Raw genomic sequence first — 25,975 nt, 5'->3', positions numbered from 1 at the left:
GGCAATCCATTGACTATAGGTGTCGATCGGCTCAATTGATGCATTGAATGCAACTATTGAAGGAGCCGGCGGATGCTCGATACGCCTGCGCTCACCGCCTTCGTCGCGGTGGTCGATTCAGGAAGCGCCCATGCGGCGGCACGGCGCTTGGGGCTTTCGCAAGCGGCACTGTCGCGCCGGCTGCAGCGCTTGGAGGCTTCTCTCGGCATCAAACTTTTCGTTCGTGCCGGCCGAGGTCTCGCCTTGAGCGAGCAAGGCTCCCTGCTGCTGCCAAAAGTGCGCGCGCATCTCGAAGGACTGTCCGGCGTCTTGAAGAGCGTGCGCGACACCGTGCGTTACGGCGTGCCGAGCGTCACACTGGGCTGTCTGCCGACGCTCTGCACGTCGGTGCTGCCGCAGGCCCTGGCGGCGGTCAACAAACGCCACCCCGATATTCGCCTCAGGATCCACGATCTCTCCGCCACGGAAATTCGCCAGAACATCGCCGACGGTTCGGCCGATGTTGCCATTACGTATCTTGGCATTGAAGAGCGCGGCTTCAGCCAGCAGGCCATTATCGAAGAGCCGATGGTTCTGGTCGTGGCGAAGGGACACGACCTCGCCCGACAAACCCACCTGCCCTGGCGCGCGCTGAGCGGTCTCGATCTGATCGGCATCGGGCCGCAGTCAGGCCTGCGCCGTTTGCTGGAAGACGCACGCCCGATCATCGGCTTCGATCTGAATTGGCGCCATGAGGTGCAGCACATCACGACGGCGCTGCAGCTCGTCGCCTCAGGCTATGCCGTCACCGTGGCACCGCTGCTGGCGCTGCAAGGACGCATGGGTGAAAACCTGCATCCGATCCGCCTGGGAGAGGTGCCGCTCAACCGGCGGCTTGGCAGCTTGTGGCGCGCCGGAGAACGTCTGGCACCCGAAGCCGAGGCCGTCCGCCGGGCCATTGCCGCCGCCTTGCGCACCGAACTCGCCCTGCGCATGAAAACATTGATTTAGTCGCATTAAAGCGGTTGCAATCATGGCTGGCGCTCGCCCTTTCAGGCGCCTATCACAATACCGCCCCGATGGCGCGATCAGATCAAAGCCTACAGCAATAGCGGAGTTTGCAATGTCCAACCCGTCCCAACCGCCCGTCTATGGTGAGCGTACCGAGACCGATAGTTTCGGGCCGATCGAAGTCGAGGCGAGCCGCTATTGGGGCGCGCAAACGCAACGCTCGCTGGAAAATTTCCGTATCGGCGGCGAGCGCATGCCGTTGGCGCTCATTCATGCGCTGGCGCTGATCAAGCGCGTCGCCGCGGAAGCCAATCGCGATCGCGGCCTGCTCGATGCGCCACGCGCCACGGCCATCATCGCCGCCGCGCAGGAAGTGATGGATGGGCGCTTCGACGAGCATTTTCCCTTGGTCGTCTGGCAGACCGGATCGGGCACACAGACCAATATGAACGTCAATGAAGTGATCGCCAATCGCGCCAGCGAAATGATGGGCGGCCAGTTGGGCACCAAGTCTCCGGTGCATCCCAACGATCACGTCAACATGTGCCAGTCATCGAACGATTGCGTGCCGACGGCGATGAACATTGCCGCCGCCGTCGAAGTGGCGCACCGGCTGCTGCCGGCGCTCGATGCGTTGGCCGGCGCCCTGACCGCGAAAGCCGAAAGCTTCTCCACCCTGGTGAAGATCGGCCGCACCCATCTGCAAGATGCGACGCCCGTGACCTTGGGCCAGGAATTCGGCGGCTATGCCGCGCAGGTGCGTTACGGCGCGCAACGCCTGCGAGAAGCGCTGGCGCATGTGATGCCTTTGGCGCAGGGCGGCACGGCCGTCGGCACCGGCCTGAATGCGTGGAACGGTTTCGCCGAGCAGGTCGCCGAACGCGTGGCGCAAGCGACGCAACTGCCTTTCGTCAGCGCCGCCGACAAATTCGAAGCGCTCGCCAGCCACGATGGCTTGGTGTTCCTGCATGGTGCGCTGAATGCCTGCGCAACAGGCCTGTTCAAGATCGCCAACGACATCCGCCTGCTCGGCAGCGGCCCGCGCGCCGGCCTTGGCGAACTGGCCTTGCCGGAGAACGAGCCGGGTTCCTCGATCATGCCGGGCAAGGTCAATCCGACCCAGGTCGAAGCGATGACCATGGTCTGCACCCGCGTGTTCGGCAATCAGACGACGGTGACGGTTGCGGGCTCCCAGGGCCACCTCGAACTGAATGTCTACAAGCCGGTGATCGCCCAGGCAGCCTTGCAATCCATCCGCCTGCTCGCCGATGCCGCCGCGAGCTTCCAAAGCCATTGCGTCGAAGGCTTGGAGCCGAACACGGCGCGGATTGCGGATCTGTTGTCGCGCTCGCTCATGCTGGTGACGGCGCTGGCGCCGAAGATCGGTTATGACGCCGCCGCCGCCATCGCCAAGGCCGCCCATCACAACGGCACGACCTTGCGCGAGGAAGCGCTCAAGTCAGGCCTCGTCACCGCCGACGAATTCGATGCGATCGTCCGGCCTGAATCGATGCTCAAGCCGGAGCGTTGATGTTTAGGGGCTGATCTCGGGATTGGCGCGGCGCACACATTGCTGGGTCAGCGCGTCGTAGGTAACGCGTTCGCCCGGCTCGAGAGTGTTGCGCAACACTTTATCCCACAGACCAGCGGTCTGCGCTTCCTTCACCACGCAGGAACAGGCGGCCGCGCAATATTGGCGGTTCGGCTGCACCTCGAGGCAGCGCGCCTCGCAGGCGTTCTGAAATGCCGCTGTCGGCGTGGTCTGCGGCAACTGCCGCTGCACGAAGAACAGCGACAGCAGAAAAGCGATGGCGAGCAGCACCGGCTGATGCACGAGATAGACGAGCAGCGAATGACGCCCGCCCTGCACCAGCCACCGGGTCGGCCGATTGCGTTCGCGCCATGACAAGAGCCCCGCTGGCCAGCGCTCGAAGGGAATGGCTTGCGCCAGCGCAAGCCCCACAAGCGCGAAGCCGCTCCACGGGAACACCGGTCGCCAGTCGTTCGTGCGCGGTTCGTCGAACCCCAGCCCCAGCCACCAGTTGACCGGGTCGAACCTCTCGCTCGCCCATATCGGCCCGAGAATGATGGCAAGCCCGACGAGCGCCGTGATCGGCCATGGCACACGCGTGAACAGCAGCGCAAGCAGGCTGCCCACGACGATACAGTGCAGGATGCCGAAGAAAATATAGCTTTCGGGAAACAGGTAATACGTGACGAGCGTGATGAGCGCCGCCGCCGCAATGATCATCGACAGACGGAAGGCCCAGGGCTTCCACTTGATGCCATTGCGCGTCGCCAACGCGTGGCTGATGCCGACCAGAGCCAGAAAACTGCCGGCGATGATATGGCCGAAGAATTTGAAGCCTGGACTGGCCGGCATTTCCGGCGGGACGACACGGAAGAAACCGAGATCCCAAACGAAATGATAGACGAACATCGCCGCCAGCGCCGTGCCGCGGGCGGCATCGACGATGGAGAGACGGGAGGAAGGGCGCACCGCTTCGGTCATGGCCGATTTACACCACGACCGTCACTTGCCGGCGGTGCCGAGAAATCGCTGGAACACCATATCCGGCGCCGACAGGTTGTGGCGTGACGGCACCGTGCGGCCGGCCCAGAATTCCTGCGCTTTCGCGCCTTTGAAATCCATGATCGTGCCCTCGCCCCAGGCATGCGAACCGGCCGAGCGCCACTGCACGCGCGCCACGTCGGAATTGGTCTCGGTGATATACATCGAGCGCAAAGAGGCGAACGGCAGCCCGTCGGGCATGGCGCGGTCGAGGCTGACATCGATCGCCAGATGATCAGGATCGACGGTCGCCACATGCAGTTTCGCCGAACCGCCACGCATGAAGTTCAGATTGAACGTCATCGTTGCCGGATCGAAGGCCATATCCTTCAAGGCGACGATGGGACGTTCCTGCACTTCCACGGGACCGACGAGGAAGGACGAGCCATAGGCGGTCCAGCGCATGTCGCCGAAGGGCAACGGGCGCGCGCGCCAATAGCCATCGGGCGGATAGACGACCAGCACCTCCTCGGCGCGTTCGCGATGCAGCTTCCACAATTGGATCAGGTGAAACTTTTCGCTGCGCCCTTCCACCGTCAGCGGCACGCTGTTGGGCCGCCAGAATGTCGGGAAGATATAACCGGTCAGCCAGTATTCCGGCGTCTCCCAAATGGTGATGCGCTTGGGCTTGTCGGCGCCGCTGGTGAAGGCGCTATCGGCCGACATATCGCAACTGGTGAAATCGGGCGCCCAACGATCGGTGACGATCGTGCCGATGTAAGCGGGATGTTGTGCCTGGATGCGGAACGAGCGCACATCGGGCGAGGCGAAATCGACGCGGATATTGTCCTTCTCGGCGCACAAGACCGGTTCGCTCAGGTTGCGAATGTCGACCGTCAGTTCTTGCGGCTTCGCTTCAGGCTTGTCTTGCAGTTTCGTGACCGGCGCTTGGGCCAAGGCGGACACGGCAAGGACAGAGCTGGCGAGCGCGGCGTAGAACAGGCGAAGCGTCTTCATGGAACCTCGTGAGGAGCAAGCGCCGCAGGTGGCGCCGGGGGATTGGCCAAAGAATTGGCAAGAGAATTAGATTGTATACGCAGCAGAATTGTCGGCGGAGCAATCTCTTCCGGAATGGCGCAGAGGCCCCTTTGTTCGAGCCATCGGCCAAACACGGGAGCGCTCGTCAGAACGGCGAAGGGAATGGCGACAAAATAGCCGAGCGTCAATGGCAGCGACGGGCCGATGAGGGCTGGGGCGAGATGCCAAGCTGCGCCCCAGAGCAGGATGCCAAAAAGGGTTTGGCCCCAGAGCCCGCGCGCCGCTGTGGCCCAGGACAGGGCATGCGCGTCGCGTGCCTGACCGTTCCACAAAATGGTGCGGCCGAAAGCAAGGCCAAGCATGAAGAGGCCGGTACGGAAAGTGGTCGCCGCGCCGAGCAAAAAGGAAAAGACGATTTCGACCACTGCCCCCAAAGCAAATTTGCGAGCGCCGCCATAGCGAGCCAAGCCGCCGTTCGTCAGTGCGATATCGATAAAACCGGCCAATTTGGGGGCAAGAAACATCAACAGGAAGACGATATAGAAGCTTAACGCCGACAGGGCGGGGAAGGTTGCGAGATTTTCGCCGTCGAGCGGCTTGAGCGCCGCAAGCACGATGATCGCCGTCCAGGCTGGGATGCCGACGAACATCATGATTGCCCAGATCAGTTGAAAGCGGCTCATCGGCTGAAGGCCTTGAAGGCCGACCAGGCGAAAATATTGCATATTGCCCTGGCACCAGCGCAGATCGCGCCGGGTGAACTCGAAGACAGTAGGCGGATTGTCTTCCCAGCTCTCGCCCTCCTGCGGCAAAACGCGCACCTCAAAACCGGCACGGCGCATGAGAACGGCTTCGACTTGATCATGCGACAGGATCTGCCCGCCGAGCGGCGGTCCGCCCGGCAGAACAGGTAAATGGCATTGATCACGAAACGGCGCGATGCGCACCAGCGCATTGTGTCCCCAGAACGGCCCGCAATCGCCGCCCCACCAGGCACTCCCCATCGTATAGGGCCGCATGCCATGCCGCATGCCGAACTGAAAGATGCGCGCAAAAGCCGACGACGTTGGCGCGCCGACAACAAGGCTTTGCAGAATGCCGAGCTTCGGCCAAGCCTCGCCGATGCGCACGAGACGCACGATCATCTCGCCCGACATTAGGGAATCCGCGTCGAGCGGCAGCATGAATTCAAACCCACTGCCCCAACGCTCGCAGAAGTCCCGGACATTGCCGGCCTTGAAGCCGCTGTTGTCGTCACGGCGACGATAGTGGAGATCGTCGGCACCGTTACCGACTTCGGCCTGCCAGGCAGTGAACGCTTGCTCTTCAGCCGCAGCCACTTGCAAATCGTCGCTGTCGCTCAACACGAAATAAGCGAACTGACGACCGAAGCCCGTGGCCTCGACGCTGTCGCGGATGGCGCGCAGCCGCACGAAGGCGCGCGAGGGATCTTCATTGCGAACCGTCATGAGAATGGCGGTGCGGCTTGTGATCGGCACAAACCTGTCACCCGCCGCGGCAAAGGGCGCGACAACATCCATCGGATCGCGCCGGCCATGCAACAGCCAGACGCCGAGCAGCGCATTCCACACGCCCAGCACGCTCCAGGGCGCGGCAACGGCGAAACAGAGAAAGATCAAAACGTCGATCACGCTCCAGCCGCCGGCGCCGAGAATATCCGCCAGCCACCACAGCATCGCCCCGTAGGTGAGAAGGTTGAGCAGAGTGGCGATGATCCGCCGCCGCGCCAGCCGCGCGCGGGGCTGGAGACCTGCCGGAGTCATTTCGGGCATTGCGGCAGGCATGAAAACAGGCTCTTGATTGATCGCAAGGTCGCGTAAGGTGGGGAAGCTTATTAGGAGCGGCAATGGTGGTCGATAGTAAAAGTGGGAACGCACAAGCGCTTTGGCACGTTTCGCCCGGCCTGGCGCAATTGCGTGACGCCGCCGTGACGTCGCCCGGCCCCGATGAAGCTCTTGTGAAAACCCTGTGGAGCGCCATCAGCCGGGGCACCGAGCGCCTGATCAGCCAGGGCCGCGTGCCCGCCTCCGAATATGAGCGTATGCGCGCACCGTTGCAGGAGGGCGCGTTCCCCTTCCCGGTCAAATATGGCTATTGCGCCGTCGGCACCGTCGAGGCTGGGCCGGCCGATTGGATCGGCCGCAGGGTCTTCGCTTTGCATCCGCATCAGTCGCGCTTCGTCGCGCCCCTGCCCCTGCTGACGCCCCTGCCTGACGGCCTTGATCCCCGGCGCGCGGTGCTCGCCGCCAATATGGAGACGGCGCTCAACGCGCTGTGGGATTCGGGGGCCGGCCCTGGCGACCGCATCGCCGTGATCGGCGGCGGTCTCGTCGGACTGCTGGTGAGTTTTCTATGCGCACGCCTGCCTGGCGCCGAAGTGCATCTCATCGACGTGGACGAAAGCCGCCGTTCCCTCGCGCAAGCTTTGGGCGCACAGTTTTCTCGCCCTGACACAATGTCCTGCGCCGACTGCGACGTGGTGTTTCACACCAGCGCCACCGCTTCGGGATTGGAAACGGCCATCGAACTTGCCGGCCTTGAAGCGCGCGTTGTCGAGCTGAGCTGGTATGGCGCAGGCGCGATCGCCGCGCCGCTGGGCGGCGGTTTCCACAGCAAGCGCTTGCAGATCGTCTCGTCGCAAGTTGGCCAAGTCTCGCCCTCGCGGCGGCCGCGCTGGACTCATGATCGCCGTATGGCGAAAGCGCTTGAACTCTTAGACGATGCTCGCCTCGATCAACTCATCACCCATGAATTCGCTTTCACGGATCTGCCACGCCTGTTGCCCGGCTTCCTCAACTCATCCGACGGTATTGCCGCCGTCGTCCGTTATTGACACTCTTGTTTGACGCGTCTTTGCGCGCACAACGCTTTGGGAGAAACACGCATGTATGCCATCGAGGTGCGCGACCACATCATGATCGCGCATTCGTTCAAAGGAGAGCTGTTCGGTCCGGCGCAGAAGCTGCACGGCGCCACGTTCGTGGTCGATGTCGCCTTCTTCCGCGAAAGCCTGACGGCGGATGGCGTGGTGGTCGATATCGGCCGCGCTCATGACGCGCTGAAAGCAACGCTTGCGCCTTTGAACTACAACAATCTCGACACGCTGCCGCAATTCGCCGGCCAGCAGACGACGACGGAATTTCTATCGAAACATATTTTCGATGCCATGGCGGAGGCCGCGCGCAAAGGCGCGTTGGGGCCTGGTGGCGAAGGCATCACGCGCATTCGCGTCACCTTGCATGAATCGCATGTGGCACGCGCCTGGTTCGAAGGTCCGGTCTAGCCAGCGATGAAGCCGCTTTCCGTCGTCTTCGCCGTTCCCGGCGATATCAATACCCTCACCGGCGGCACGATTTATGACCGCCGCGTGCTGGAGCTTTTGCCGTCGCAGGGCATCGACGCGACGCTCTGCACCCTGCCCGCTTCCTTCCCCTTCCCGTCCGCCGCCGATCTCGCCCAGACCCAGAGCCTGCTGGCGCGCGCCGGTCCGGACACAATCCTGCTCGTCGACGGGCTGGCCTGGGGAACACTGCCGCCCGATCTCGCCACGAGCCTCGGCCCCGGTGTCGTGGCGCTTTGTCACCATCCGCTTGGGCTGGAAGCGGGGCTCAGCGCCGAACAGAGCGCGCATTTCATTGCCAATGAAAAACAGACCCTGGCCGCGGCCGATCATGTGATCGTCACCAGCGCGATGACGGCTGACACCTTGCGGCGCGACTTTGCCGTGGCGAGCGAGCGGATCACCGTCGCCGAGCCCGGCATCGATGCCGCGCCGAGGGCCCAGGGTTCGGACGGCACCCCACACCTGCTGGCGATCGGCTCGATCATCCCGCGCAAGGGCTATGACATCCTGATCGAAGCCCTGGCCAACCTGAAAGACTGCGCCTGGCGCCTGACCATCGTCGGCTCGCCCGACCGCGCGCCGGACACGGCACGCGCCCTTGTGGAACAGATCGCCAACGCCCGCCTCGAGGAACGGATCAGCTTCGCCGGCGAATTGGCCGATGGCGCGCTGGAAGCCGCCTATCGCGGGGCGGACATTTTCGTCATGGCGTCACATTATGAAGGCTATGGCATGGCCCTGGCGGAAGCCATGGCGCATGGGCTGCCGATCGTCACGACGACAGGCGGCGCCGTTGAAAACACGGTGCCCGACGGCGCCGGGCTGAAAGTGCCGCCAGGAAAAGCCACCGCATTGGCCGATGCGCTGCGGACCGCTATCGTGGACCGGAAGCGCCGCAGTGAAATCGCCGAGGCGTCGTGGCAAGCCGGGCAAAAGCTGCGGCGCTGGGAAGAAACGACTAGGATCATTGCAGGCGTGCTGAGGAGGGTTGCCGAAAGAAGATGAATGGATTTTCCGCTGAATGGCTGGCGCTGCGTGAACCCATCGATCATCGCTCGATCAACGAAGAGCTTCGTGCCGAACTGCTGGCCTGGGTTGGCCAACGCGCGCATGTCCGCATCGCCGATCTCGGCAGCGGCTCCGGCTCGAACCTGCGCGGCCTGGCGCCGCTGCTGCCAAAGTCCCAACATTGGCGCCTGATGGATCATGACGAGGCCCTGCTCGATCATGCCAATCTGGCGATCACCGCCTGGGCCGACGAATTCGCCGGCGACGACGACCGCATCAGCGTCCGCATCAAAGACAAGAAACTGACGCTCGATTTCGTTCAAGCCGACCTTGCGGAAGAACCGGCGGCGGTTTTCGATGAGCCGCTCGATCTCGTCACCGCTTCGGCTTTTTTCGATCTCGTCTCGGAAGAGTGGATCGACGATTTTTGCCGCGAACTGGCGGCCCGCAAACTGCCGCTCTATGCCGTGCTCACCTATGACGGCACGGAGACCTGGACACCGCCACATGATGCCGATGCCGCCATGCTGGCGGCTTTCCACGTCCATCAAGGGCGCGATAAGGGCTTTGGCCCCGCCGCAGGCCCGCAGGCGGCCGCGATCCTGCGGCGCGCGCTTGAACGGCATGGCTATCGAGTGTCGACCGGCGACAGCCCGTGGCTGCTGGAGCGCCCCCACCGCGCGTTGATCGCGGAACTGGCCAAAGGCAGCGCCGCGGCCGTGCGCGAAACCGGTCAGGTCGCGCCGGAACAGATCGAAGCCTGGCTTGCCGCGCGCCGGGAGGCGTCAGCCTGCGAGATCGGCCATATCGATCTGTTTGCGCTGCCGGCTTAAGGCGCTTTGCTCCACTCGGCCGCTTTGCGGCCGACCACCGGGGCGATGTTCGGCAATTGCTCCGTGGCCAGCCGGTCAACGATGCCGCGTTTGATGCCGTCCACCAGAGGCATGCCGCCATAGACGAGCGACGAATAGAGCTGCAGCAAAGTGGCGCCCGCTTCGAACTTGGCAAAGGCTGTCGCGGCATCCGTGATGCCGCCGCTGCCGATGATGGGAAATGCCCGCTCAGTGCGCTGAAACACCTGCGCCAGCACGCGCGTCGACAAGGCAAACAAGGGCCGGCCGGACAGGCCGCCCTGTTCGCCCTTCAACGCACTCGTCAGCGTCGCAGGGCGCGTCACGGTCGTATTGCCGACGATCATGCCGTCGACGGCACGGGCACGGGCGACGCGCACGATGTCGTCGAGATCGCCTTCGGTGAGATCAGGCGCGATCTTCAAGAGCACGGGCTTGCGGCCGAAGCGCTGGGTATTGCGGTCACGCGCCTCGATCACGCGCGCCAGGAGATCGTCGAGCACGGAGGCCTGTTGCAGATCGCGCAGTCCAGGCGTGTTCGGCGAGGAGATGTTGACGGTGAAATAGCCCGCCACATCGGCGAACGCGTTGATGCCGGTCACATAGTCTTCGACGCGATCGCTGGCATCCTTGTTGGCGCCGACATTGATGCCGACGACGCCGGCGCGCGCCGTGCGCCCCGCCAGGCGACGATGCACGACCTCATGGCCTTCGCTGTTGAAGCCGAAGCGATTGATGACGCCTTCGTCCTCGACCAGGCGAAACAGACGCGGACGCGGATTGCCCGGCTGCGGGCGTGGCGTGATCGTGCCGACTTCGGTGAAGCCGAAGCCAACGCGCAGCACCGCATCCGGCACATCGCCGCCCTTGTCGAAACCGGCGGCCATGCCGATGGGATTGGGAAAGGACAGGCCAAAGGCCTCGACCTTAAGGCGCGGATCGTCCCGGCCCGCCGCCGGCAGCGGCAGCTTGCGCATGGCGGCGATGGTCAGGCCATGCGCTTGTTCGGAGTCGAGCTGGGCCAGAACAGGACGTGCCAGCGTCCAGAGGAGATTCATCACGGCAGCAGCCCCGCGAAATCATGGCTGCCGGAAGCCGCGAGCGGCAAGGGCTTGGCCCAGATCACCTCGGAGACGGCAAAAGGCCGATAGAGATGGGGGAACAACTGGCCGCCGCGCGACGGTTCCCACTTCAGATCCGCCCCGAGGGCGTCGGCGTCGAGCGCCGCCAGAACCAGACCGGCCTGGCCGGCGAAATGTTTCGCCGCCGTCTCGCGCGCCTGATCGGCGGTGGAGAAATGGATAAAGCCGTCGGCCAGATCGACCGGCGCACCGGCGAAGGAACCGCTCTTTTGCGCTATATCCCACTGTTCTTGCGTGGCAATCTTGTAAATGAACTGCACCTGCCGCTCCAGATTTTCGCCGACCTCAAGGCTTTCGCCGAAACGGTGAAAGACTTCAGGCTCTTGTTTTGACGCGTTTTCTTCACGCGAACCGGGGTCAACTTCGCTCGAAACGCTATAGGGGGCGGCGCGAGGCCGTGCAATCGATCCCGAAAAAGCTATAGTGGACAGGAATATTGTCACAGGGCTGCCACTGTTCCACGAGGGCATCTTGCTGACCCACGACCAAATCTGGAGCGCCATCGACGCGCTGGCCGTACGCCAGGGGCTCACCGCCTCGGCCCTGGCGCGCAAAGCCGGGCTCGACCCAACGACGTTCAACAAATCGAAACGTGTCACCGCCGATGGCCGGCTGCGCTGGCCCTCGACGGAATCGGTGGCGAAATGCTTGGCCGCGACGGAGACCTCGATCGAGGACTTCGTCGCGTTGCTGTTGCCCGAAAGCGAGCCGCCGCGTCGCTTCCTGCCCGTCATCGATCTGGCACAGGCCGGCACCAACGGTGCCTTCGACGAGAATGGCGCGCCGTCCGCCAACTCGTCAGATCACATTTGGCTTGATAGCGATGTCCCCGCCTTCACCGATGAGGCGGCCTATGTGCTCGATCTCTCCAGCGACGATCTGCTGCCGCTCTATCGCGCTGGCGAACGGCTCATCGTCTCCCCTGCCGCCGTGCCGCGCGCCGGCGACAAGATCATCTTGAAAACCCTATCCGGCACGCTGCACGTCGCCGAACTCTCGCATATCACCGATACGTCGGTGACGTTGAAAGCGACACATGCTGGCGCCGCCGATCACGTGATCGACATGGACGATATCCTCTGGATGTCGCGCATCGTCTGGGCCAGCCAATAGAAGCTTACAAGATCGCCGCGGCGCCGCTCGGAAAGGCCAACAGCCACAGGCCGCGCCCGGTATAGATCGCGCTCAAAGCCCAGATGAGCCATTGCGTCCATTTGCGGAAATTGGCGTCGCTCATCCGGTTGAGCACGCCGGTGGCCGCCGAACCGCCGGCAAACGTCAGCAGCACATAGATGACGAACAGCCAGATCGGCACATATTCGCTGGCCTCGAGCGCCAAGGCGCCGAAATAGAGAAAACGCATGGCCTGCGAGAACAATTGCGTCACCGCCTTGGTGGCGACGATGACGTGGCGGCTGAGCGGGCTCGCCTGGAAAAACATGTCGAGCACATTGCCGGCGCCGCCAATGGCGATTTGCAGCACGATGACGATGAAGCCACACACAGGCGCCATGCCGCGCTTGGTGATGTCGGGCGCCAGATGCTTCGGCAACAGACTGCCAATGAGCGGTGTCAACCCGAGGCCGAGATAGACGACGGGCTTCGACGGCACGAAGGCGATGAAGAGCATCAGCACATAGCCGATGATGGAGCCCGCGACATAGCGCCAAGTGAGCGGCCAATCGATATGACGGCGCCAGAGAATGCCGCGCCACAGGCCGGACATGAACATCAGCGCCGAGAACAAGGTCATCGCCGCGCTGACCGGCATATAGTAGAGCAGAACGGCCAGGATGAACTGGCCGCCAACCATGCCGAATATGCCCGACGTGAAGGCGCCGAGAAATGTCACGGCGCCGATCGCAAGACCGGCGGAGAGGGTTATCACCCGGCGTTTCCTCTTTCTTATAACGGGCGGTCTTTTTAAGGCTGGAGTTCGGTTCTCAGAACCAAACTCCAGTTTTCGTTTAGATGCATTTTCTTCGCGAACCGGTATCCACTTCGCTCGAAAATGCTTTAACGCCTCACGCCGCCCGGTTCTGCAAAAATATTTCGTGTTCTCTAACCAAAGCCCCCGACAACGCCTTGGCGATCAAGGCCCGCGTTTCGGGAATACCATAGAGCGCCGCAAACGAGCCGAAGCGCGGTCCACGGCTCTCACCCAATAGCACTTGATAGAGCATGTTGAACCAATCGTTCGACACGCCCGGCCGCTCCGGCGTCGCGCCCTTGGCCTTCATATCCTGATAGCGCGGGATGGGCCGCGCCACGTCATAGAGCATGGTCTGAATGTCTTCGGCGCTGGCATCGGCCGGCAGTTTCGCCAGTTCCGCATCGAGCGTTTCGAGCGCGGCGCGCTCGACATCGTCAGGCAGACGGTAGGTCTTGGCCGGGCGAACGAAATCGCGGAAGTAGGCCACCGCATAACCGACGAGCAGATCGAGACGCGGATGGGTCTCGCGCGACACGCCGGGCGCATAGCGGCGCAGGAAGGCCCAGAGCACCTGCGGGTCTTCGCTGTTGGCGACGGCCGCCAGGTTGAGCAGCATGACGAAGGAAATCGTCGTGCCGCTGCCGCTCTCGCCCGCCTGATGCAGCACTTCCGGCGCCGGTGGCTGACCGCTGTGAATGTGCCATACCGGATTGCCGAGGCGGTTCTTCCAGTCCTGCCGCTCATAGCCGTTGAGGAATTGCAGATACTCGTCGACGGCGCGCGGAATGGCGTCGAAATAGAGGCGCTTGGCTTCACGCGGCTTCTGAAACATGAACAGAGACAGCGATTCCGGGCTCGCATAGGTGAGCCATTGCTCGATCGTCAGGCCATTGCCCTTCGACTTGGAAATCTTCTGGCCCTTCTCGTCGAGGAAGAGTTCGTAGTTGAAGCCCTCCGGCGGCGTGCCGCCGAGCACGCGCACGATATTGCCGGAGAGTTTTACGGAATCGATCAGGTCCTTGCCGGCCATTTCGTAATCGACACCGAGCGCCGCCCAGCGCAGCGCCCAGTCGGCCTTCCACTGGCACTTGACCGCGCCGCCCGTGACCGTCGTCTCCACCTTCTCGCCGGTGTCGGGATCGACATAGACGACGGTGCCCTTCGACGCATTGCGCTCGATCATCGGCACCTGCAGCACGATGCCGGTGCGCGGCGAGACGGGCAGGAAGGGCGAATAGGTGGCGCGACGATCCGGCCCCAAGGTCGGCAGGATGATGTCCATCACCTTGTCGTAGACTTCGAGCATGCGCAGCAGCATCGCGTCGAAACGGCCCGACGTGTAATAGTCGGTCGAAGAGGCGAATTCGTAATCGAAGCCGAACTTGTCGAGGAAGGCGCGCAGACGCGCGTTGTTGGCGGCGCCGAACGACGGATATTCGTTGGAGAAAGGATCGGGCACGCGCGTCAGCGGCTTGCCGAGATATTGCGCCATCATCTCGCGATTGGGCACGTTATCGGGTACCTTGCGCAGGCCGTCCATATCGTCGGAGAAGGCGAGCAGGCGCGTGCCGATCTTGCCCTCGGTCAGGACAGTGAAGGCATGGCGCACCATGGTGGTGCGCGCCACTTCGCCGAACGTGCCGATGTGGGGCAGGCCCGACGGGCCGTAACCGGTTTCAAACAAAACCGCTTTCTGGCCGGTCCGCTCGACACGCTGAACGATCTTGCGGGCCTCCTCGAAGGGCCAGGCTGCGGAAACGCGCGCCGCATCGGCGAGCGAAAGAGGATCGGCGGTCATAGACATGTCCCGGGGATGAAGCGCCGGCCATCCAGCGGAGGCAGGCGCGAATTTCGGCCGCACCCTAAACACTTTCTGCCACAGTGAAAACCCATTCATTGGGCATCAGCCAACCCCGTTTTACTTGCGTCCGCCACAACATCGTGCGACCAGCGGACGCGGGGCGCCGCTGCGGCGCCGGAGATGGCGAATCGGCGGATGCTCCAAGCCAGACAGCGCAAAACGGCCTTTGGGCGGATCTTGCTCCGGACCATGCTGGCCGGTGCGCTCGGCTGGATGGCCGCGGCCATGCCGCTTCCGGCCTTCGCCCAGGCGCCAAACCAAGCGCAAAGCAACGCGTCCGGCGTGCCCCTGTTCTGGGACCCGCAACGCCGCCTCGAACGCCCGGACACAACGGCGCTGCGCAACCTGCGGATCATCACCGACGACGAATATCCGCCCTTCGGCTTCACCACGGCGGACGGACAGCTGACCGGCTTCAATGTCGATCTGGCCCGGGCGATCTGCGACGAACTCAAGGTGAGCTGCACGATCCAGGCGCGGCGCTTCGACACGATTTTGGATACGCTCGACAAGAACGAGGCTGATGCGGCCATCGCCTCGATCGCCATCACGCCGCGCAATCTGGCGCGGGCCGACTTCACCCAGCCTTATTATCGCACGCCCGCTCGCTTCGTGACGCGCACCGGCACGGTGCTCGACGATCCACGGCCCGAGACACTGGCCGGCAAGGTGATCGGCGTCCAGGCCCGCACGGCGCATGAAGCTTATCTGCAAAAATTCTTCAGCGCGGCGGAGATCAAATCCTACGATTCCGCCTTGGCGTTACGTTCGGCGTTGAAGCGCGACGAAGTGCCGGTGATTTTCGGCGACGGCGTCTCCCTGGCGCTCTGGCTCAACGGCAGCGATGCGGAGGGCTGTTGTGCCTTTCGCGGCGGCCCGTTCCTGGAAAGCAGCTATTTCGGTGAAGGCGTCGGCATCGCGGTCAAGCGCGACAATGCCCCGATGCGCCGCATTCTCGATTTCGCGCTGGCGCGCCTGGCGCAGCGCGGCGTCTATGCGGAACTCTATCTGAAATATTTTCCGATCGGATTTTTCTAATCAGCTAGCTGCAATCTTGGTGTCATCCCGGACACTTGCGCAGCAAGTGATCCGGGACCCAGGGGCAACCGATAGAGCGCCGTATGATGCATTGTACCACACGCCCCTGGATCCCGGGTCACCTGCGGTGCCCGGGATGACACCGAGACTTCGGCACACGGCTCAAAGGTGGCGCCGCTTTCTCGCCAGTTCTTGCGGCATCTTCTGTGTGTTAAGCGCGGTGATCAAGCCTTCGGCGTGATCGTGACGATGCATTCGTCGTTGGTATCGAGCCCGGCCTTCTGGCACTGCGGGGCGGTCAGGTTGAAGAAAAAGACGTCCGAACCCTTTCCCCAAGGGTGAATCTTTCGGACGAACGGACCTGCATCGTTCAGCATGACATCGGCCGTAAAGGCCTGGGTGCGACCGCCAACATATTCCGGCTTGACGACGACATAGCGCGGCAAGAAATCCTGTTTGCGCAATATTCTCGCAGCGAATTTCACAAGTAACGCGCCAGTTCCTTCGCCAATTCCTGCGGCGTCTTCTGCGTGTTGAGCGCCGTGACGAAGCGGCCCTGCTTGTCCATCAGATAGACGATGGCGCTGTGATCCATCGTATATTCGCTGCCCTCGCCCGGCACGCGACGCGCGAAGACGCGATAGGTCTTCATGACGCGATCGACGGATTCGCGCGGGCCGGTGCCGGCTTCGATGCGCGGGTCGAAATTGGAGAGATAGTCTTTCAGAACCTCAGGCGTATCGCGCTCGGGATCGACGGTGACGAACAGGCCGCCGATCTTCTTGTCCGCGCCCAGCGCCTTGAACGTTTCGGTGATGTCGAACAGTGTCGTCGGGCAGACGTCCGGGCAATGGGTATAGCCGAAGAAGACCAGGAACGGCTTGCCGAGCATATCGCGATCGGTGATCGCCTTGCCGTCCTTGCCGATGAGCGCGAACGGCCCGCCGATCGCCGCCGGCTGCGGCGCGCCGACGCCGCCGCCTGTCTGGCGCAAGGTCACGTAAGCGGTGGTCCCCAGCAAAGCGACGCCGAGAATGAGACAGATGATCGGGACTATCAGGCGACGCTGGGCGCTGGTCATCAAATTTTCCTAACGGTTCAACGAGCCTCAGAAACAGCTCGCCACCGCAGTCGCCAGATCCATGAAGATGGTCGGCCCGAAGTTGATCCACATGGCCATGGCCGCCACGAACATCAGACCGAAACCGGCCAGCACCAACCGCACGGCCAGGCGGCCGGAACGGTCCTCGCTGTTGCCCGTATCGATATCGTGGCTCATGCCGGTCCCGCTTCGAAGACTGCAGTGCCTGTAATATAGGCGGTCCAGCCGACCGGCGCATCCCTCAAGAGGCCCCAGCGGCAATCGGACGCTTTATCTAGGATACTTCCAGCGTCAGTGCCCGCAGGAAGCCGAGACAGGCAGCCAATTCGCTTTCCTCGACGAATTCGTCGGGCTGATGCGCCTGGTCGATGCTGCCCGGCCCGCACACCACCGTCGGCACGCCGGCGGTCTGGAAACGTCCCGCCTCGGTGGCATAGGGCACGGCGATGGTGCGGTTCGATTTGGTCAGCTTCAGCGCCAGGGTTTCGGCGACCGAACCCGGCTCCGCCGCCAGGCCCGGCACCTCGACCTCGGTCACCGTCTCGATGCGTGCGTCCGGCGCGTAGCGGCGCAGACGCGGCAGAACGGTGGAGGCGGCATAGTCCTCCAGCCGGCGCAGCGCCCGGTTCTGGGCAACGCCCGGCAGGCCGCGAAACTCCCACAGGAACGTGCAGCTCTTGGCCAGGATGTTACGCGCCGTGCCGCCGCTGATCGTGCCGACGCTGAGTGAGGAAAAAGCCGGCTCGAAACGCCCGGATGGATCGCCCTCCTCCGCCAATTCGTCGGCCAGCCTGTAGAGGTCGGTCACCAGCATGGCGGCGCCTTCGATGGCATTGGCGCCCAGAAAGGGTTTGGAGGAATGGGCTTCGTGGCCATGCACGGTGGTGATGAAGGTGGCGATGCTTTTATGCGCATCGGCGACCTGCATCTGCGTCGGCTCGCCGACGATCACCGCACGCGGCCGCGGCAGATCAGCGCCAAACCGCGCGATCGTATCGACCGGGCCGAGACAAGTCGTCTCTTCGTCGTAGCTGAGCAGAATATGGATCGGAACCTTGAGATCGGCCGCCTGAAACTCCTCGACCATCGCGAGGCAGCAGGCATCGAAGCCTTTCATGTCGCAGGTGCCGCGACCGAAGAACCGCGCGCCATCACGGCGCACGGTGAACGGATCGCTCGTCCAGCTCTGGCCGACGACGGGCACCACGTCGGTATGGCCCGACAGAACGATGCCACCATCGCGCATCGGCCCGATGGTGGCGAACACCGCCGCCTTGTCGCCGGCCTTGTTCGGCACGGTGACGTGAGCGACGCCGCGTTCGCGCAGATAGTCTTCGATGAAGGCGACGATCGGCAGGTTCGACTTCGAGCTTTCGGTGTCGAAGGCGATCAACCGCGCCATCAAATCAATGGTGCGGGAGAGACGATCGTCGGTCGCGGCAGACATGCCAACTCCGTGAGCGCGAAGCTCTAGTTGAGAACGCGTCGGGCGTGGGGGCTGTCGAGCGAAAAGGCCGGGATGTCGACCTCGAACTTTTCCGCTTCTTTGCCCGCTTCCTTATCGGCTTCGAGATCGACGAAGCTATAGGAGCCCACCATGATGCCTGACGGCGTGGTGAGCGGGCAGCCCGAGGTATAGCGGAACTTCTCGCCCGGCTGCAGGACCGGCTGTTCGCCGACCACGCCAGGACCGCGCACTTCCTCGCGCCGGCCATTGGCATCGGTAATCTGCCAGTGGCGGTGCATGAGCTGCACGGCATGGTCGCCCATGTTGATGATATCGACCGAGTAGGCCCAGAAGAACCGCCCGGCGTCAGGCTGCGACCGGTCGGCCAGAAATTCCGGCTCGACGGTCACTTCAATGTTGTGGGTCGTTGATTTGTACATGGCGCCAGTTTGCCCCAAACCCATAGCCGTCGTCGAGCCCTTCGCATCTGCAAAAAAGATAGGCTATCGGGTGTTTTTTACAACTATTTGAAAAATCCAAGATTGGCGACCTCTATACGCAGTTTCGCCAGGATCGCGGTCAGAACAGTCGAATAATCGTCCGTCCACAGTGGCGTTTGTGACGTCGTCTCGATTTTACTCCATCCGCCGCTGCCTCCCAGCAATCCTCGCGCATCGGCGGGATCGCGAACAATCGCCGCAACGACGCTGGCCGAACGAAATTCGGGATGATTGTCGATGACCGCCAGATCACGCCGGACATAGGCGTGAAGGCCAAGGTCTGTTGCGACCCGGCCGATGATGTCGGTGAAGTCCATCGAATTGTTGGAAATGTGAACCGCAATCATGCCCTGCGGCGCGAGCTCACGCAAATAGAGTTCGAAGGCCTCGCGGGTGAGCAGATGGGTCGGGATCGCGTCGGACGAGAATGCGTCGACCACGATGATGTCGCTCCTGTTCTGCTGCTGAGCCAAGGTCAGGCGTGCGTCGCCCAGAGCATAATGAGCGTGCGGAGCGCAGTCGGAAAGGAAACGAAACCGGCCGGAATCGCGCGCAAGCCAAACGACGAGCGGATCGATCTCGAAGAAGGTCACCGCCTCGCTTTCGCGAACATGGCAGGCGAGTGCGCCGGTCCCCAATCCGATGAATGAGGCCTGATTGAGTTTGCCGTTGCCGCTCGCTTGGCGCGCGGTGGCAATAGCCTCGCCAAGCGGGCCGTCGAAAGCATAGTAGGTCGTCGGCAGCGGCTTGCCGGTCACCGTCGAACCGTCATCGTTGCGGATGCGGATGGCACCGTGCATGATCTTGCCATGGGACAGCGTACGGAACTTGCCGTCCCGCACTTCCTCCACACGATGAACGCCGAAAAAAGAGCGAAAAGATTCGCGACCAGGTGTGAACGTATGCAGCAACAGAATGGCGATCGTCGCAGCGACACCAAAGATGGCCGTGCGGCCAGCGGAACGCCAATTGAGCAGCAACACCGCGCCGATCATACCAGCAAGCAGTTTGTAACCGAGTTCGGCCGGAACGAAGAGCGCCAGCGCGATCGCAGCGAGCACCAAAACCACCGTGGCGGCCACGATCTTGGCCCAGACCGAAGCAGCGAAAACCCGTATCTCGGCAACAGCGCCCGGTCGACAAAACAAGGCCAGCGCCAGCAGTAGAGGATATTCGATGACGCTGGAGAACAACAGCGGCGCGGCAAGGCTTGCAAAAGCACCGCCAAGTGCGCCACCCAGCGACATGGCGGCATAAAAGAGCGTCAGATGCCGCGAAGGCGGCCGCAGTCGATAGAGCGCTGCATGGCACACCAGGGCGTTGACGACGAACAAGGCCAGATGCGTGACAAAGCTGAGCGTTATCCATGCCAAAGTGCCGACACAGAGGACCATCAGCACGATCGCCGACAGCCACGGTTGCATGACCGAGAGCGTGTTCTCGAATGCCGCTTGCGCCTCCCTGGAGCGGCTGCGGAATGTCATGACGAAGGTGAGAAGATACAAGCCCAGCGGCATGACCCAGAGCAAAGGTGCCGCCGCCACATCATGAGAAATGTGCGCCGTGACCGAAACCAGTAGTGCCGAGGGTACGAAGGCCAGCATCACCCAGGTCATCATCGTTGTGGGCGCGATGGCCGGACCGGCTTCTGCCTGCGATCCGATACCATCGGCGATGGTGACACCGTCGTAACGCTGGAACGCGCTGAACGCGCAGACGATCATCATCATGGCCAGGAGCGTAAAGCCGACCGTCCATCCCTGGCTCTGCGCGCGCAAGCCAAACAGAGGTTCAATCACAAAGGGATAAGCGACAAGGGCGACAAACGAACCGATATTGGAAGCACCATAAAGAAAATAGGGATCGCGCGCATGGCTATGGCCAGAGCGGGCGAACCAGGCTTGAAGCAGAGGTCCGTGGGCAGAGAGAGCGAAGAAAGGCAAGCCGATCGATATGGTGAACAGAATGATCAGCCACGATGTCGGATCATGCTCGGTGGGTGGCGCGCCTGTGGCCCGCAGAGTCACGGGAAGGAACAGAAAGGCCGCGCCCAGCAGGGCCACATGAGCGAGCGTCCCCCAGCGCGGATCCATCCAACGGGTCAGGGCATGGGCATAGCAATACCCAGCGAACATCAGCGCCTGAAAGAAGACCACTGCCACGGACCATACGGAAGGGGAACCGCCCAGTACTGGCAACGCCATCTTGGCGAACATCGGTTCGAGCACGAACAGCAGCAGTGCCGATGTGAAGATCGTGACCACGAAAAAGGGCAATAGCGCCCGGCTGACGCCGGTTGTCGCATGACCCTGGGGCGGGATATCAAGGGTGGTCATGGGAACTCTCTTTTGATCCCGCGAGGCTAGCGGGCCGGCGTTAAGGAACCCTGCTACGCTCCCAGCCAACCGTTCGCCACGGCAACGGCGACCTTCGTCCAGTTGGATCAAATCGTAATCGCGCTAGACTGCACCATGAGGAAGAGAGGGACCTCCATGGACAAGGCATTCGGGATTTCGCGCCGCCGGGCGCTTGCGGGTATCGGGGCGAGCATCGCGGCGCCTGCCATTCTGACGCATCCATCCTGGGCGCAGTCGCCCTTCGCGGCCGGCAAGACCATCCGCATGGTGGTGCCATTCACCCCTGGCGGTGCCACCGACGTCATCGCCCGCATTGTTGCCGACAAGCTCGGGCAGATGTGGAACACATCCATCGTCGTCGAAAACAAGGCCGGCGCCGGCGGCAATATCGGCAACGAAATGGTGGCCCGCGCCGATCCCAATGGCGAGACCATGCTGATGAGCACCATCGGTCTCGCGCTCAACGCCTTCCTCTACAAAAAGCTGACTTACGATCCGATCGGCGATTTCACGCCGGTGTCGCTGATCACCATGATGCCGAACATGCTGATCGCGCCGGTGAACGCGCCGTTCAAATCGGTTGCCGAGCTCGTCGCTTATGGTCGCGCCAACCAGGGCAAGCTGTCCTATGCATCATCGGGCGTCGGCACATCGATCCATCTGTGCGGCGAATTGTTCAAGAAGCTCACCGGCATTCAGATGGCGCATGTGCCCTATCGCGGCAGCGCGCCGGCGGTACAGGACGTGATGGGCGGGCGCTGCGATCTGATGTTCGATAATATCACCTCCTCACTGCCGCAGGTGCAGGGCAAAACGCTGCAAGGTCTCGCGGTGACGACGGTGAAACGCTCGGCCTTCGTGCCCGATCTGCCGCCGGTGAACGAGACGGTGCCAGGCTTCGATGTCTCCGCCTGGTTCGGCACGCTCGTGCCGGCGAAAACGCCGCCGGAGATCGTCGCGCGCCTGTCCCGCGATACGCAGCAGGCCCTGACCGATCCGAATGTGAAGCAACGGCTGGCGGCGCTGGCGGCCGAACCGCTGGGCGCCAGCGGCGAAGACTTCGGCAAATTGATCCGCGGCGAGACCGATAAATGGGGCAAGTTGATCAAGGAGGCCGGCATCAGCGCCGAATAGAGCGGCGCTGAAGGATCAACGCGGCGCGGCGGCGCGGCGCAGCCGATCGTTGATTGCCTCGCCCAATCCATCATTGGGGATCGGCGCCACCGCGACCTGATCGACAGCGGCGGCATCGAGCTGATGCAGAGAGGCGAAGAGATTGGCCGCCGCCTCTTCGAGGAAGCCGTCCGGAGACAAATCGATATGAACGACACCGCCGGACAATTGCCCACCGAAATCGAGCACCGCTTCGCCAGGCTTCACATCGGTGGCATTGAGGCGCAGGCGCGCATGCGGCGCATAGTGCGACGTCAGCATGCCCGGCGCGATGACCTTGTCGTCGGCGGGGTCGGCCAATTCGGTATCGAGAATGACCTCCAGCTCCTCGCGCTGCGTGCCGCCCGGCCGCAATACCACGGGCGTGCCGCCGAGGCAGGCGATGATGGTCGACTCGACGCCGATGCGCGAAGCACCGCCATCGATGATGAGATCAACGCCGCTGCCGAGATCGTCGGCGACATGATCGGCGGTGGTCGGGCTGAGCCGGCCGGAGCTGTTGGCCGAGGGCGCCGCCACCGGCCGATCAAGCTGTTCGAGAATGGCAAGCGTCGTCGCATTGGCCGGCACACGCAGGCCGATCGTGTCGAGACCCGCGCGCGCCAGTTCGCAAACCGGACAATCGGGGCGGATCGGTACGACTATGGTCATCGGGCCCGGCCAGAAGGAGCGGGCGAGCGTCAGCGCATATTTGTCGAAAACGCCAATCCGCTCGGCCGCGACGATGTCGGCAACGTGTGCGATCAGCGGATTGAAGCTTGGCCGCCCCTTGATGGCGAAAATCTTGGCCACCGCCTCGCTGGAGGTGGCATCGGCGCCGAGGCCGTAGACCGTCTCGGTGGGCAGCGCGACGAGGCCGCCGGAGCGCAAAATTTCGACCGCCCGCTCGACCGCTTCCGGCCCTGCATTCATACGGTTAAGAGAGTGTCCCCGTTCGCCTTGGGCCGCCATTTCGCTCGCCAATTCCGCCACCATGTCTTCCACCGTTTTGTCCGTTCACCCGGATTCGTGTTGCCAAGGGCTGGAAAGGGGCTGTATATAGTTTACATATAAACCAAATTCCGCCGCCCGTTGATGGCTTGTCGGCTGCACGGGCTTCTGCGTCAAGAAGGGCAGGATTGCTAAAGGAGCCACACGTGACTTACCGGGTTCCCCTCAACGACATTCTATTTTCCATGACCCATGCCGCCGGCATGGATCGTGGCGTCGCCGACGGCATTTACACGGATCTGGGCGACGGTTTTGCCGCGACGATCCTGGAACAGGCCGCCGCCTTCGCCGAAGGCGTGCTCGAACCGATCAACCGGCAGGGCGACCAGAACGGCGCAAAACTGGCCGACGGCGTGGTCACGACCGCACCGGGCTGGAAACAGGCCTATGGCCAGTGGATCGAAGGTGGCTGGGCCGGCGTGACCGCCTCGCAGGAGGCCGGCGGCATGGGCCTGCCGCATCTCCTTGATTCCGCCTGCCTGGAAATGTGGTCTTCGGCCAATATGGCCTTCATGCTCTGCCCGATGCTGAGCTCCGGCGCCATTCTGGCGCTCGAACGCCACGGCTCCGAGGCACTGCAGCAGACCTATCTGCCGAAAATCGTTTCCGGCGAATGGTCGGCGACGATGAACCTCACCGAGCCGCAGGCCGGCTCCGATCTCGCCGCTCTACGTACGCGGGCGGAGAAACAGGCCGACGGCACCTATCGCATCTTCGGCCAGAAGATTTTCATCACCTATGGCGAACATGACATGGCCGAGAACATCGTCCATCTCGTGCTGGCCCGCCTGCCCGACGCGCCCGCCAGCACGCGCGGCATTTCACTCTTCTTGGTGCCGAAATATCTGCCCGGCAGTGACGGCGCGCTCGGCGCATTGAACGACGTGCGCTGCCACAGCCTCGAACACAAGATGGGCATTCACGCTTCGCCGACCTGCACGATGATCTATGGCGATAAGGACGGTGCCGTCGGCTATCTCGTCGGCGAGGAAAACAAAGGCCTCGCCTGCATGTTCACGATGATGAACAATGCGCGCCTCGGCGTCGGCCTGCAGGGCGTGGCGCTCGCCGAACTCGCCACCCAGAAGGCCGTGGACTATGCCAATGAGCGCCGGCAGGGCCGTGCCACCGGCTTCACCGGCCAGGGCATGAGCCCCATCGCTCTGCATCCCGACGTGCGGCGCATGCTGCTGACCATGAAGTCCAGCACTGCGGCAGCGCGGGCCATCTGCTACATGACCGCCGAGGCGATCGATCGTTCACATCGCGCCACCGATGCCGCCGCGCGCAAGCAGGCGAACGAACGTGCCAGCCTGCTGACACCGGTGGCCAAGGCTTTCTCCACCGACATCGGCAATGAAGTGACCTCGCTTGGCGTGCAGGTGCATGGCGGCATGGGCTTCATCGAGGAAACCGGCGCGGCGCAGTTCATGCGCGATGCCCGCATCGCCGCGATCTATGAAGGCACCAACGGCATCCAGGCCATCGATCTGGTGCAACGCAAACTACCGCTCTCCAATGGCGAGACGGTGGCGCGCGAGATCGCCGACATGCGTGCGGTCGTCGCCGATGTCGCCAAGGTCAATGATCCAGCCTTCGGCGCCAGTGCCGCCCGTCTTGGCGAATGTGTCGACGCTTTGGAGATAGCCACGCGCTACATGCTGGACGCGCTCGCGGCGCGCCCCGACGATGCGCTGGCCGGCGCCACGCCCTATCTGCGCCTCTTCGGCCTGGCGCGCGGCGGCACGGCTTTGGCCCGCATGGGCTTGGCCGCGCTGAATGCCAATGGCCATGAAGCCCATGTCGATATCGCCCGCTTCTTCGCCGAGAATCTCTGCGTCGGCGCCAAGGGACTCGAATGGACCGTGACCGGCGGCGCTGCCTCCGTCCACACCGCTGAACGGGCGCTCGCATCATGAACGATCATATCACCACAGCCGCGGCCGATGGCGTGCTCACCATCACGATGAACCGGCCGGACAAGAAGAACGCGCTCACCGGCGCCATGTATGAGGCGATGATCGCCGCCATCGATGCGGCGGAGGCCGACGGCAAGATCGGCGCCTTGCTGCTGCGCGGCAGCGGCGGCCTGTTCACATCAGGCAATGACATCGCCGACTTCCTCTCCTCAACCAGCGCGATCGAGGATTTTCCGGCGCTGCGTTTCATTCGGCGCTTCGCCATTTGCGACAAGCCGATCGTTGCGGCGGTGGAAGGCGCGGCAATCGGTGTCGGCACGACGATCCTGTTTCACTGCGATCTCGTCTACGCGGCACCCGATGCGGCTTTCCGCATGCCTTTCGTCGATCTCGGCCTTGTGCCCGAGGCCGCCGCCTCCCTTCTGGTGCCGGAACGCGTGGGCATCGCCAAGGCGAGCGAATGGCTGCTGCTGGGCGAAGGTTTCGACGCTGTAGAGGCGCAGCGAGTCGGCCTCGTCAACGCGGTCGTCGATAAGGATCGGTTGCATGCCCATGCGCTGGAGAAGGCGCGAACGCTGGCCGCCAAGCCGCGCAATGCGGTGGCGACGACGCGACGGCTGATGCGTGGCGATCGCGACACCATTCTCGATCGGATGGGCGTGGAGGCACGGGCTTTCGGCGCGGCGCTGAAATCCGACGAAGCGCGCGCCGCCTTCACGGCGTTCATGGCGAAATCCAAGAAATAGCATC

The 25,975-nt window shown here is 63.0% G+C and carries 25 protein-coding genes; 11 read left to right on the top strand and 14 right to left on the bottom strand.

Annotated elements, in window-relative coordinates; genetic code table 11:
• Positions 1 to 72 precede the first annotated feature (72 nt).
• Complete coding sequence (locus OIM99_RS24820) at positions 73 to 990, top strand: LysR family transcriptional regulator (protein ID WP_311853205.1); 918 nt, start codon at positions 73 to 75, stop codon at positions 988 to 990.
• A gap of 112 nt (positions 991 to 1,102) precedes the next feature.
• Positions 1,103 to 2,521, top strand: coding sequence for a class II fumarate hydratase (fumC, locus tag OIM99_RS24815; protein WP_311853204.1), 1,419 nt, complete (start codon positions 1,103 to 1,105; stop codon positions 2,519 to 2,521).
• A gap of 3 nt (positions 2,522 to 2,524) precedes the next feature.
• On the opposite strand, the gene OIM99_RS24810 is transcribed toward fumC, so the two are convergent.
• The 3 genes from OIM99_RS24810 to mdoH are packed head-to-tail and all read right to left on the bottom strand — an operon-like array spanning position 2,525 to position 6,438.
• A complete protein-coding gene (locus tag OIM99_RS24810; RefSeq protein WP_311853203.1) occupies positions 2,525 to 3,502 on the bottom strand; it encodes a heparan-alpha-glucosaminide N-acetyltransferase in 978 nt (325 codons plus the stop codon).
• A gap of 21 nt (positions 3,503 to 3,523) precedes the next feature.
• Positions 3,524 to 4,519, bottom strand: coding sequence for a hypothetical protein (locus OIM99_RS24805; protein ID WP_311853202.1), 996 nt, complete (start codon positions 4,517 to 4,519; stop codon positions 3,524 to 3,526).
• Positions 4,516 to 6,438, bottom strand: coding sequence for a glucans biosynthesis glucosyltransferase MdoH (mdoH, locus tag OIM99_RS24800; protein WP_311853201.1), 1,923 nt, complete (start codon positions 6,436 to 6,438; stop codon positions 4,516 to 4,518). Before mdoH ends, OIM99_RS24805 begins: the two co-directional genes overlap by 4 nt.
• Between mdoH and OIM99_RS24795 the strand changes: the two genes are divergently transcribed.
• Genes OIM99_RS24795 through OIM99_RS24780 form a run of 4 tightly spaced genes read left to right on the top strand, consistent with a single transcriptional unit; the run spans position 6,408 to position 9,745 of the window.
• A complete protein-coding gene (locus tag OIM99_RS24795) occupies positions 6,408 to 7,394 on the top strand; it encodes a zinc-binding alcohol dehydrogenase (RefSeq protein WP_311853200.1) in 987 nt (328 codons plus the stop codon). The two genes, mdoH and OIM99_RS24795, sit on opposite strands and share 31 nt — an antisense overlap.
• Positions 7,395 to 7,445: 51 nt before the next feature.
• Positions 7,446 to 7,844: a 6-carboxytetrahydropterin synthase gene (locus OIM99_RS24790; protein WP_311853199.1), complete on the top strand. Its 399-nt coding sequence runs from the start codon at positions 7,446 to 7,448 to the stop codon at positions 7,842 to 7,844.
• A gap of 6 nt (positions 7,845 to 7,850) precedes the next feature.
• Positions 7,851 to 8,909 (top strand): glycosyltransferase family 4 protein, encoded by a 1,059-nt coding sequence (locus OIM99_RS24785; RefSeq protein ID WP_311853198.1) that lies wholly within the window; start codon positions 7,851 to 7,853, stop codon positions 8,907 to 8,909.
• The gene (locus tag OIM99_RS24780) at positions 8,906 to 9,745 is read left to right on the top strand and encodes a class I SAM-dependent methyltransferase (RefSeq protein ID WP_311853197.1); all 840 of its coding nucleotides are present in this window, start codon (positions 8,906 to 8,908) and stop codon (positions 9,743 to 9,745) included. Before OIM99_RS24785 ends, OIM99_RS24780 begins: the two co-directional genes overlap by 4 nt.
• Here the strand turns inward: OIM99_RS24780 and OIM99_RS24775 are convergent.
• Both OIM99_RS24775 and OIM99_RS24770 read right to left on the bottom strand, forming a co-directional pair.
• A complete protein-coding gene (locus OIM99_RS24775; RefSeq protein ID WP_311853196.1) occupies positions 9,742 to 10,824 on the bottom strand; it encodes a quinone-dependent dihydroorotate dehydrogenase in 1,083 nt (360 codons plus the stop codon). The two genes, OIM99_RS24780 and OIM99_RS24775, sit on opposite strands and share 4 nt — an antisense overlap.
• Positions 10,821 to 11,165: a DUF952 domain-containing protein gene (locus OIM99_RS24770; protein ID WP_311853195.1), complete on the bottom strand. Its 345-nt coding sequence runs from the start codon at positions 11,163 to 11,165 to the stop codon at positions 10,821 to 10,823. Before OIM99_RS24770 ends, OIM99_RS24775 begins: the two co-directional genes overlap by 4 nt.
• A 211-nt stretch (positions 11,166 to 11,376) precedes the next feature.
• On the opposite strand from OIM99_RS24770, the gene OIM99_RS24765 reads away from it, so the two are divergent.
• Positions 11,377 to 12,018, top strand: a complete 642-nt coding sequence (locus tag OIM99_RS24765; RefSeq protein ID WP_311853194.1) for a helix-turn-helix transcriptional regulator — start codon at positions 11,377 to 11,379, stop codon at positions 12,016 to 12,018.
• Positions 12,019 to 12,022: 4 nt separating this feature from the next.
• On the opposite strand, the gene OIM99_RS24760 is transcribed toward OIM99_RS24765, so the two are convergent.
• Both OIM99_RS24760 and OIM99_RS24755 read right to left on the bottom strand, forming a co-directional pair.
• Positions 12,023 to 12,793: a TSUP family transporter gene (locus tag OIM99_RS24760; protein WP_311853193.1), complete on the bottom strand. Its 771-nt coding sequence runs from the start codon at positions 12,791 to 12,793 to the stop codon at positions 12,023 to 12,025.
• A gap of 136 nt (positions 12,794 to 12,929) precedes the next feature.
• The gene (locus OIM99_RS24755; RefSeq protein ID WP_311853192.1) at positions 12,930 to 14,636 is read right to left on the bottom strand and encodes a lysine--tRNA ligase; all 1,707 of its coding nucleotides are present in this window, start codon (positions 14,634 to 14,636) and stop codon (positions 12,930 to 12,932) included.
• Positions 14,637 to 14,876: 240 nt separating this feature from the next.
• Between OIM99_RS24755 and OIM99_RS24750 the strand changes: the two genes are divergently transcribed.
• Complete coding sequence (locus OIM99_RS24750; RefSeq protein ID WP_311853191.1) at positions 14,877 to 15,737, top strand: transporter substrate-binding domain-containing protein; 861 nt, start codon at positions 14,877 to 14,879, stop codon at positions 15,735 to 15,737.
• Between the two features lie 224 nt (positions 15,738 to 15,961).
• Here OIM99_RS24750 and OIM99_RS24745 read toward each other — a convergent pair whose 3' ends face one another.
• The 6 genes from OIM99_RS24745 to OIM99_RS24720 form a co-directional block, all read right to left on the bottom strand.
• Positions 15,962 to 16,183, bottom strand: a complete 222-nt coding sequence (locus OIM99_RS24745; RefSeq protein WP_311853190.1) for a hypothetical protein — start codon at positions 16,181 to 16,183, stop codon at positions 15,962 to 15,964.
• Between the two features lie 35 nt (positions 16,184 to 16,218).
• Entirely contained in the window at positions 16,219 to 16,818 is a 600-nt protein-coding gene (locus OIM99_RS24740; protein ID WP_311853189.1) for an SCO family protein, read from the bottom strand.
• A gap of 27 nt (positions 16,819 to 16,845) precedes the next feature.
• On the bottom strand, positions 16,846 to 17,016 hold the full coding sequence (locus tag OIM99_RS24735) for a hypothetical protein (RefSeq protein ID WP_311853188.1): 171 nt from the start codon (positions 17,014 to 17,016) through the stop codon (positions 16,846 to 16,848).
• A gap of 97 nt (positions 17,017 to 17,113) precedes the next feature.
• Positions 17,114 to 18,286 carry an acetylornithine deacetylase gene (gene argE, locus OIM99_RS24730; RefSeq protein WP_311853187.1) on the bottom strand — a complete coding sequence of 391 codons (1,173 nt, stop codon included), beginning with the start codon at positions 18,284 to 18,286 and terminating at the stop codon, positions 17,114 to 17,116.
• A 23-nt stretch (positions 18,287 to 18,309) separates the two neighbouring features.
• Entirely contained in the window at positions 18,310 to 18,726 is a 417-nt protein-coding gene (gene apaG, locus OIM99_RS24725) for a Co2+/Mg2+ efflux protein ApaG (RefSeq protein WP_311853186.1), read from the bottom strand.
• A gap of 83 nt (positions 18,727 to 18,809) precedes the next feature.
• Positions 18,810 to 21,122, bottom strand: a complete 2,313-nt coding sequence (locus OIM99_RS24720; protein ID WP_311853185.1) for a fused MFS/spermidine synthase — start codon at positions 21,120 to 21,122, stop codon at positions 18,810 to 18,812.
• A gap of 156 nt (positions 21,123 to 21,278) precedes the next feature.
• On the opposite strand from OIM99_RS24720, the gene OIM99_RS24715 reads away from it, so the two are divergent.
• Positions 21,279 to 22,277, top strand: coding sequence for a tripartite tricarboxylate transporter substrate binding protein (locus tag OIM99_RS24715; protein ID WP_311853184.1), 999 nt, complete (start codon positions 21,279 to 21,281; stop codon positions 22,275 to 22,277).
• Positions 22,278 to 22,292: 15 nt separating this feature from the next.
• Here the strand turns inward: OIM99_RS24715 and OIM99_RS24710 are convergent, their stop codons facing one another.
• Positions 22,293 to 23,291: an L-threonylcarbamoyladenylate synthase gene (locus tag OIM99_RS24710; RefSeq protein WP_409371579.1), complete on the bottom strand. Its 999-nt coding sequence runs from the start codon at positions 23,289 to 23,291 to the stop codon at positions 22,293 to 22,295.
• A gap of 161 nt (positions 23,292 to 23,452) precedes the next feature.
• Here OIM99_RS24710 and OIM99_RS24705 point away from each other — a divergent pair, with 161 nt between their 5' ends.
• Both OIM99_RS24705 and OIM99_RS24700 read left to right on the top strand, forming a co-directional pair.
• Entirely contained in the window at positions 23,453 to 25,225 is a 1,773-nt protein-coding gene (locus OIM99_RS24705) for an acyl-CoA dehydrogenase (protein ID WP_311853183.1), read from the top strand.
• On the top strand, positions 25,222 to 25,971 hold the full coding sequence (locus OIM99_RS24700) for an enoyl-CoA hydratase-related protein (protein ID WP_311853182.1): 750 nt from the start codon (positions 25,222 to 25,224) through the stop codon (positions 25,969 to 25,971). The genes OIM99_RS24705 and OIM99_RS24700 overlap by 4 nt, the downstream gene beginning before the upstream one ends.
• The last annotated feature ends 4 nt before the right edge of the window (positions 25,972 to 25,975 follow it).

Origin of the sequence: Methylocella sp. CPCC 101449 (assembly GCF_031921685.1) — a bacterium.
Taxonomy (GTDB): domain Bacteria; phylum Pseudomonadota; class Alphaproteobacteria; order Rhizobiales; family Beijerinckiaceae; genus Terripilifer.
This window is presented reverse-complemented; position numbering and strand designations above follow the sequence as displayed.

Excerpts from the sequence above, each read along its gene's own strand:
- OIM99_RS24710 (WP_409371579.1), bottom strand. The coding sequence starts at position 23,291 with ATGGTGGCGGAATTGGCGAGCGAAATGGCGGCCCAAGGCGAACGGGGA.
- OIM99_RS24735 (WP_311853188.1), bottom strand. The coding sequence starts at position 17,016 with ATGAGCCACGATATCGATACGGGCAACAGCGAGGACCGTTCCGGCCGC.
- argE (WP_311853187.1), bottom strand. The coding sequence starts at position 18,286 with ATGTCTGCCGCGACCGACGATCGTCTCTCCCGCACCATTGATTTGATG.
- OIM99_RS24700 (WP_311853182.1), top strand. The coding sequence starts at position 25,222 with ATGAACGATCATATCACCACAGCCGCGGCCGATGGCGTGCTCACCATC.
- OIM99_RS24785 (WP_311853198.1), top strand. The coding sequence starts at position 7,851 with ATGAAGCCGCTTTCCGTCGTCTTCGCCGTTCCCGGCGATATCAATACC.
- OIM99_RS24715 (WP_311853184.1), top strand. The coding sequence starts at position 21,279 with ATGGACAAGGCATTCGGGATTTCGCGCCGCCGGGCGCTTGCGGGTATC.
- OIM99_RS24820 (WP_311853205.1), top strand. The coding sequence starts at position 73 with ATGCTCGATACGCCTGCGCTCACCGCCTTCGTCGCGGTGGTCGATTCA.
- apaG (WP_311853186.1), bottom strand. The coding sequence starts at position 18,726 with ATGTACAAATCAACGACCCACAACATTGAAGTGACCGTCGAGCCGGAA.
- OIM99_RS24720 (WP_311853185.1), bottom strand. The coding sequence starts at position 21,122 with ATGACCACCCTTGATATCCCGCCCCAGGGTCATGCGACAACCGGCGTC.
- OIM99_RS24755 (WP_311853192.1), bottom strand. The coding sequence starts at position 14,636 with ATGACCGCCGATCCTCTTTCGCTCGCCGATGCGGCGCGCGTTTCCGCA.
- OIM99_RS24780 (WP_311853197.1), top strand. The coding sequence starts at position 8,906 with ATGAATGGATTTTCCGCTGAATGGCTGGCGCTGCGTGAACCCATCGAT.
- OIM99_RS24795 (WP_311853200.1), top strand. The coding sequence starts at position 6,408 with ATGGTGGTCGATAGTAAAAGTGGGAACGCACAAGCGCTTTGGCACGTT.
- OIM99_RS24805 (WP_311853202.1), bottom strand. The coding sequence starts at position 4,519 with ATGAAGACGCTTCGCCTGTTCTACGCCGCGCTCGCCAGCTCTGTCCTT.
- OIM99_RS24790 (WP_311853199.1), top strand. The coding sequence starts at position 7,446 with ATGTATGCCATCGAGGTGCGCGACCACATCATGATCGCGCATTCGTTC.
- OIM99_RS24810 (WP_311853203.1), bottom strand. The coding sequence starts at position 3,502 with ATGACCGAAGCGGTGCGCCCTTCCTCCCGTCTCTCCATCGTCGATGCC.
- OIM99_RS24740 (WP_311853189.1), bottom strand. The coding sequence starts at position 16,818 with ATGACCAGCGCCCAGCGTCGCCTGATAGTCCCGATCATCTGTCTCATT.
- fumC (WP_311853204.1), top strand. The coding sequence starts at position 1,103 with ATGTCCAACCCGTCCCAACCGCCCGTCTATGGTGAGCGTACCGAGACC.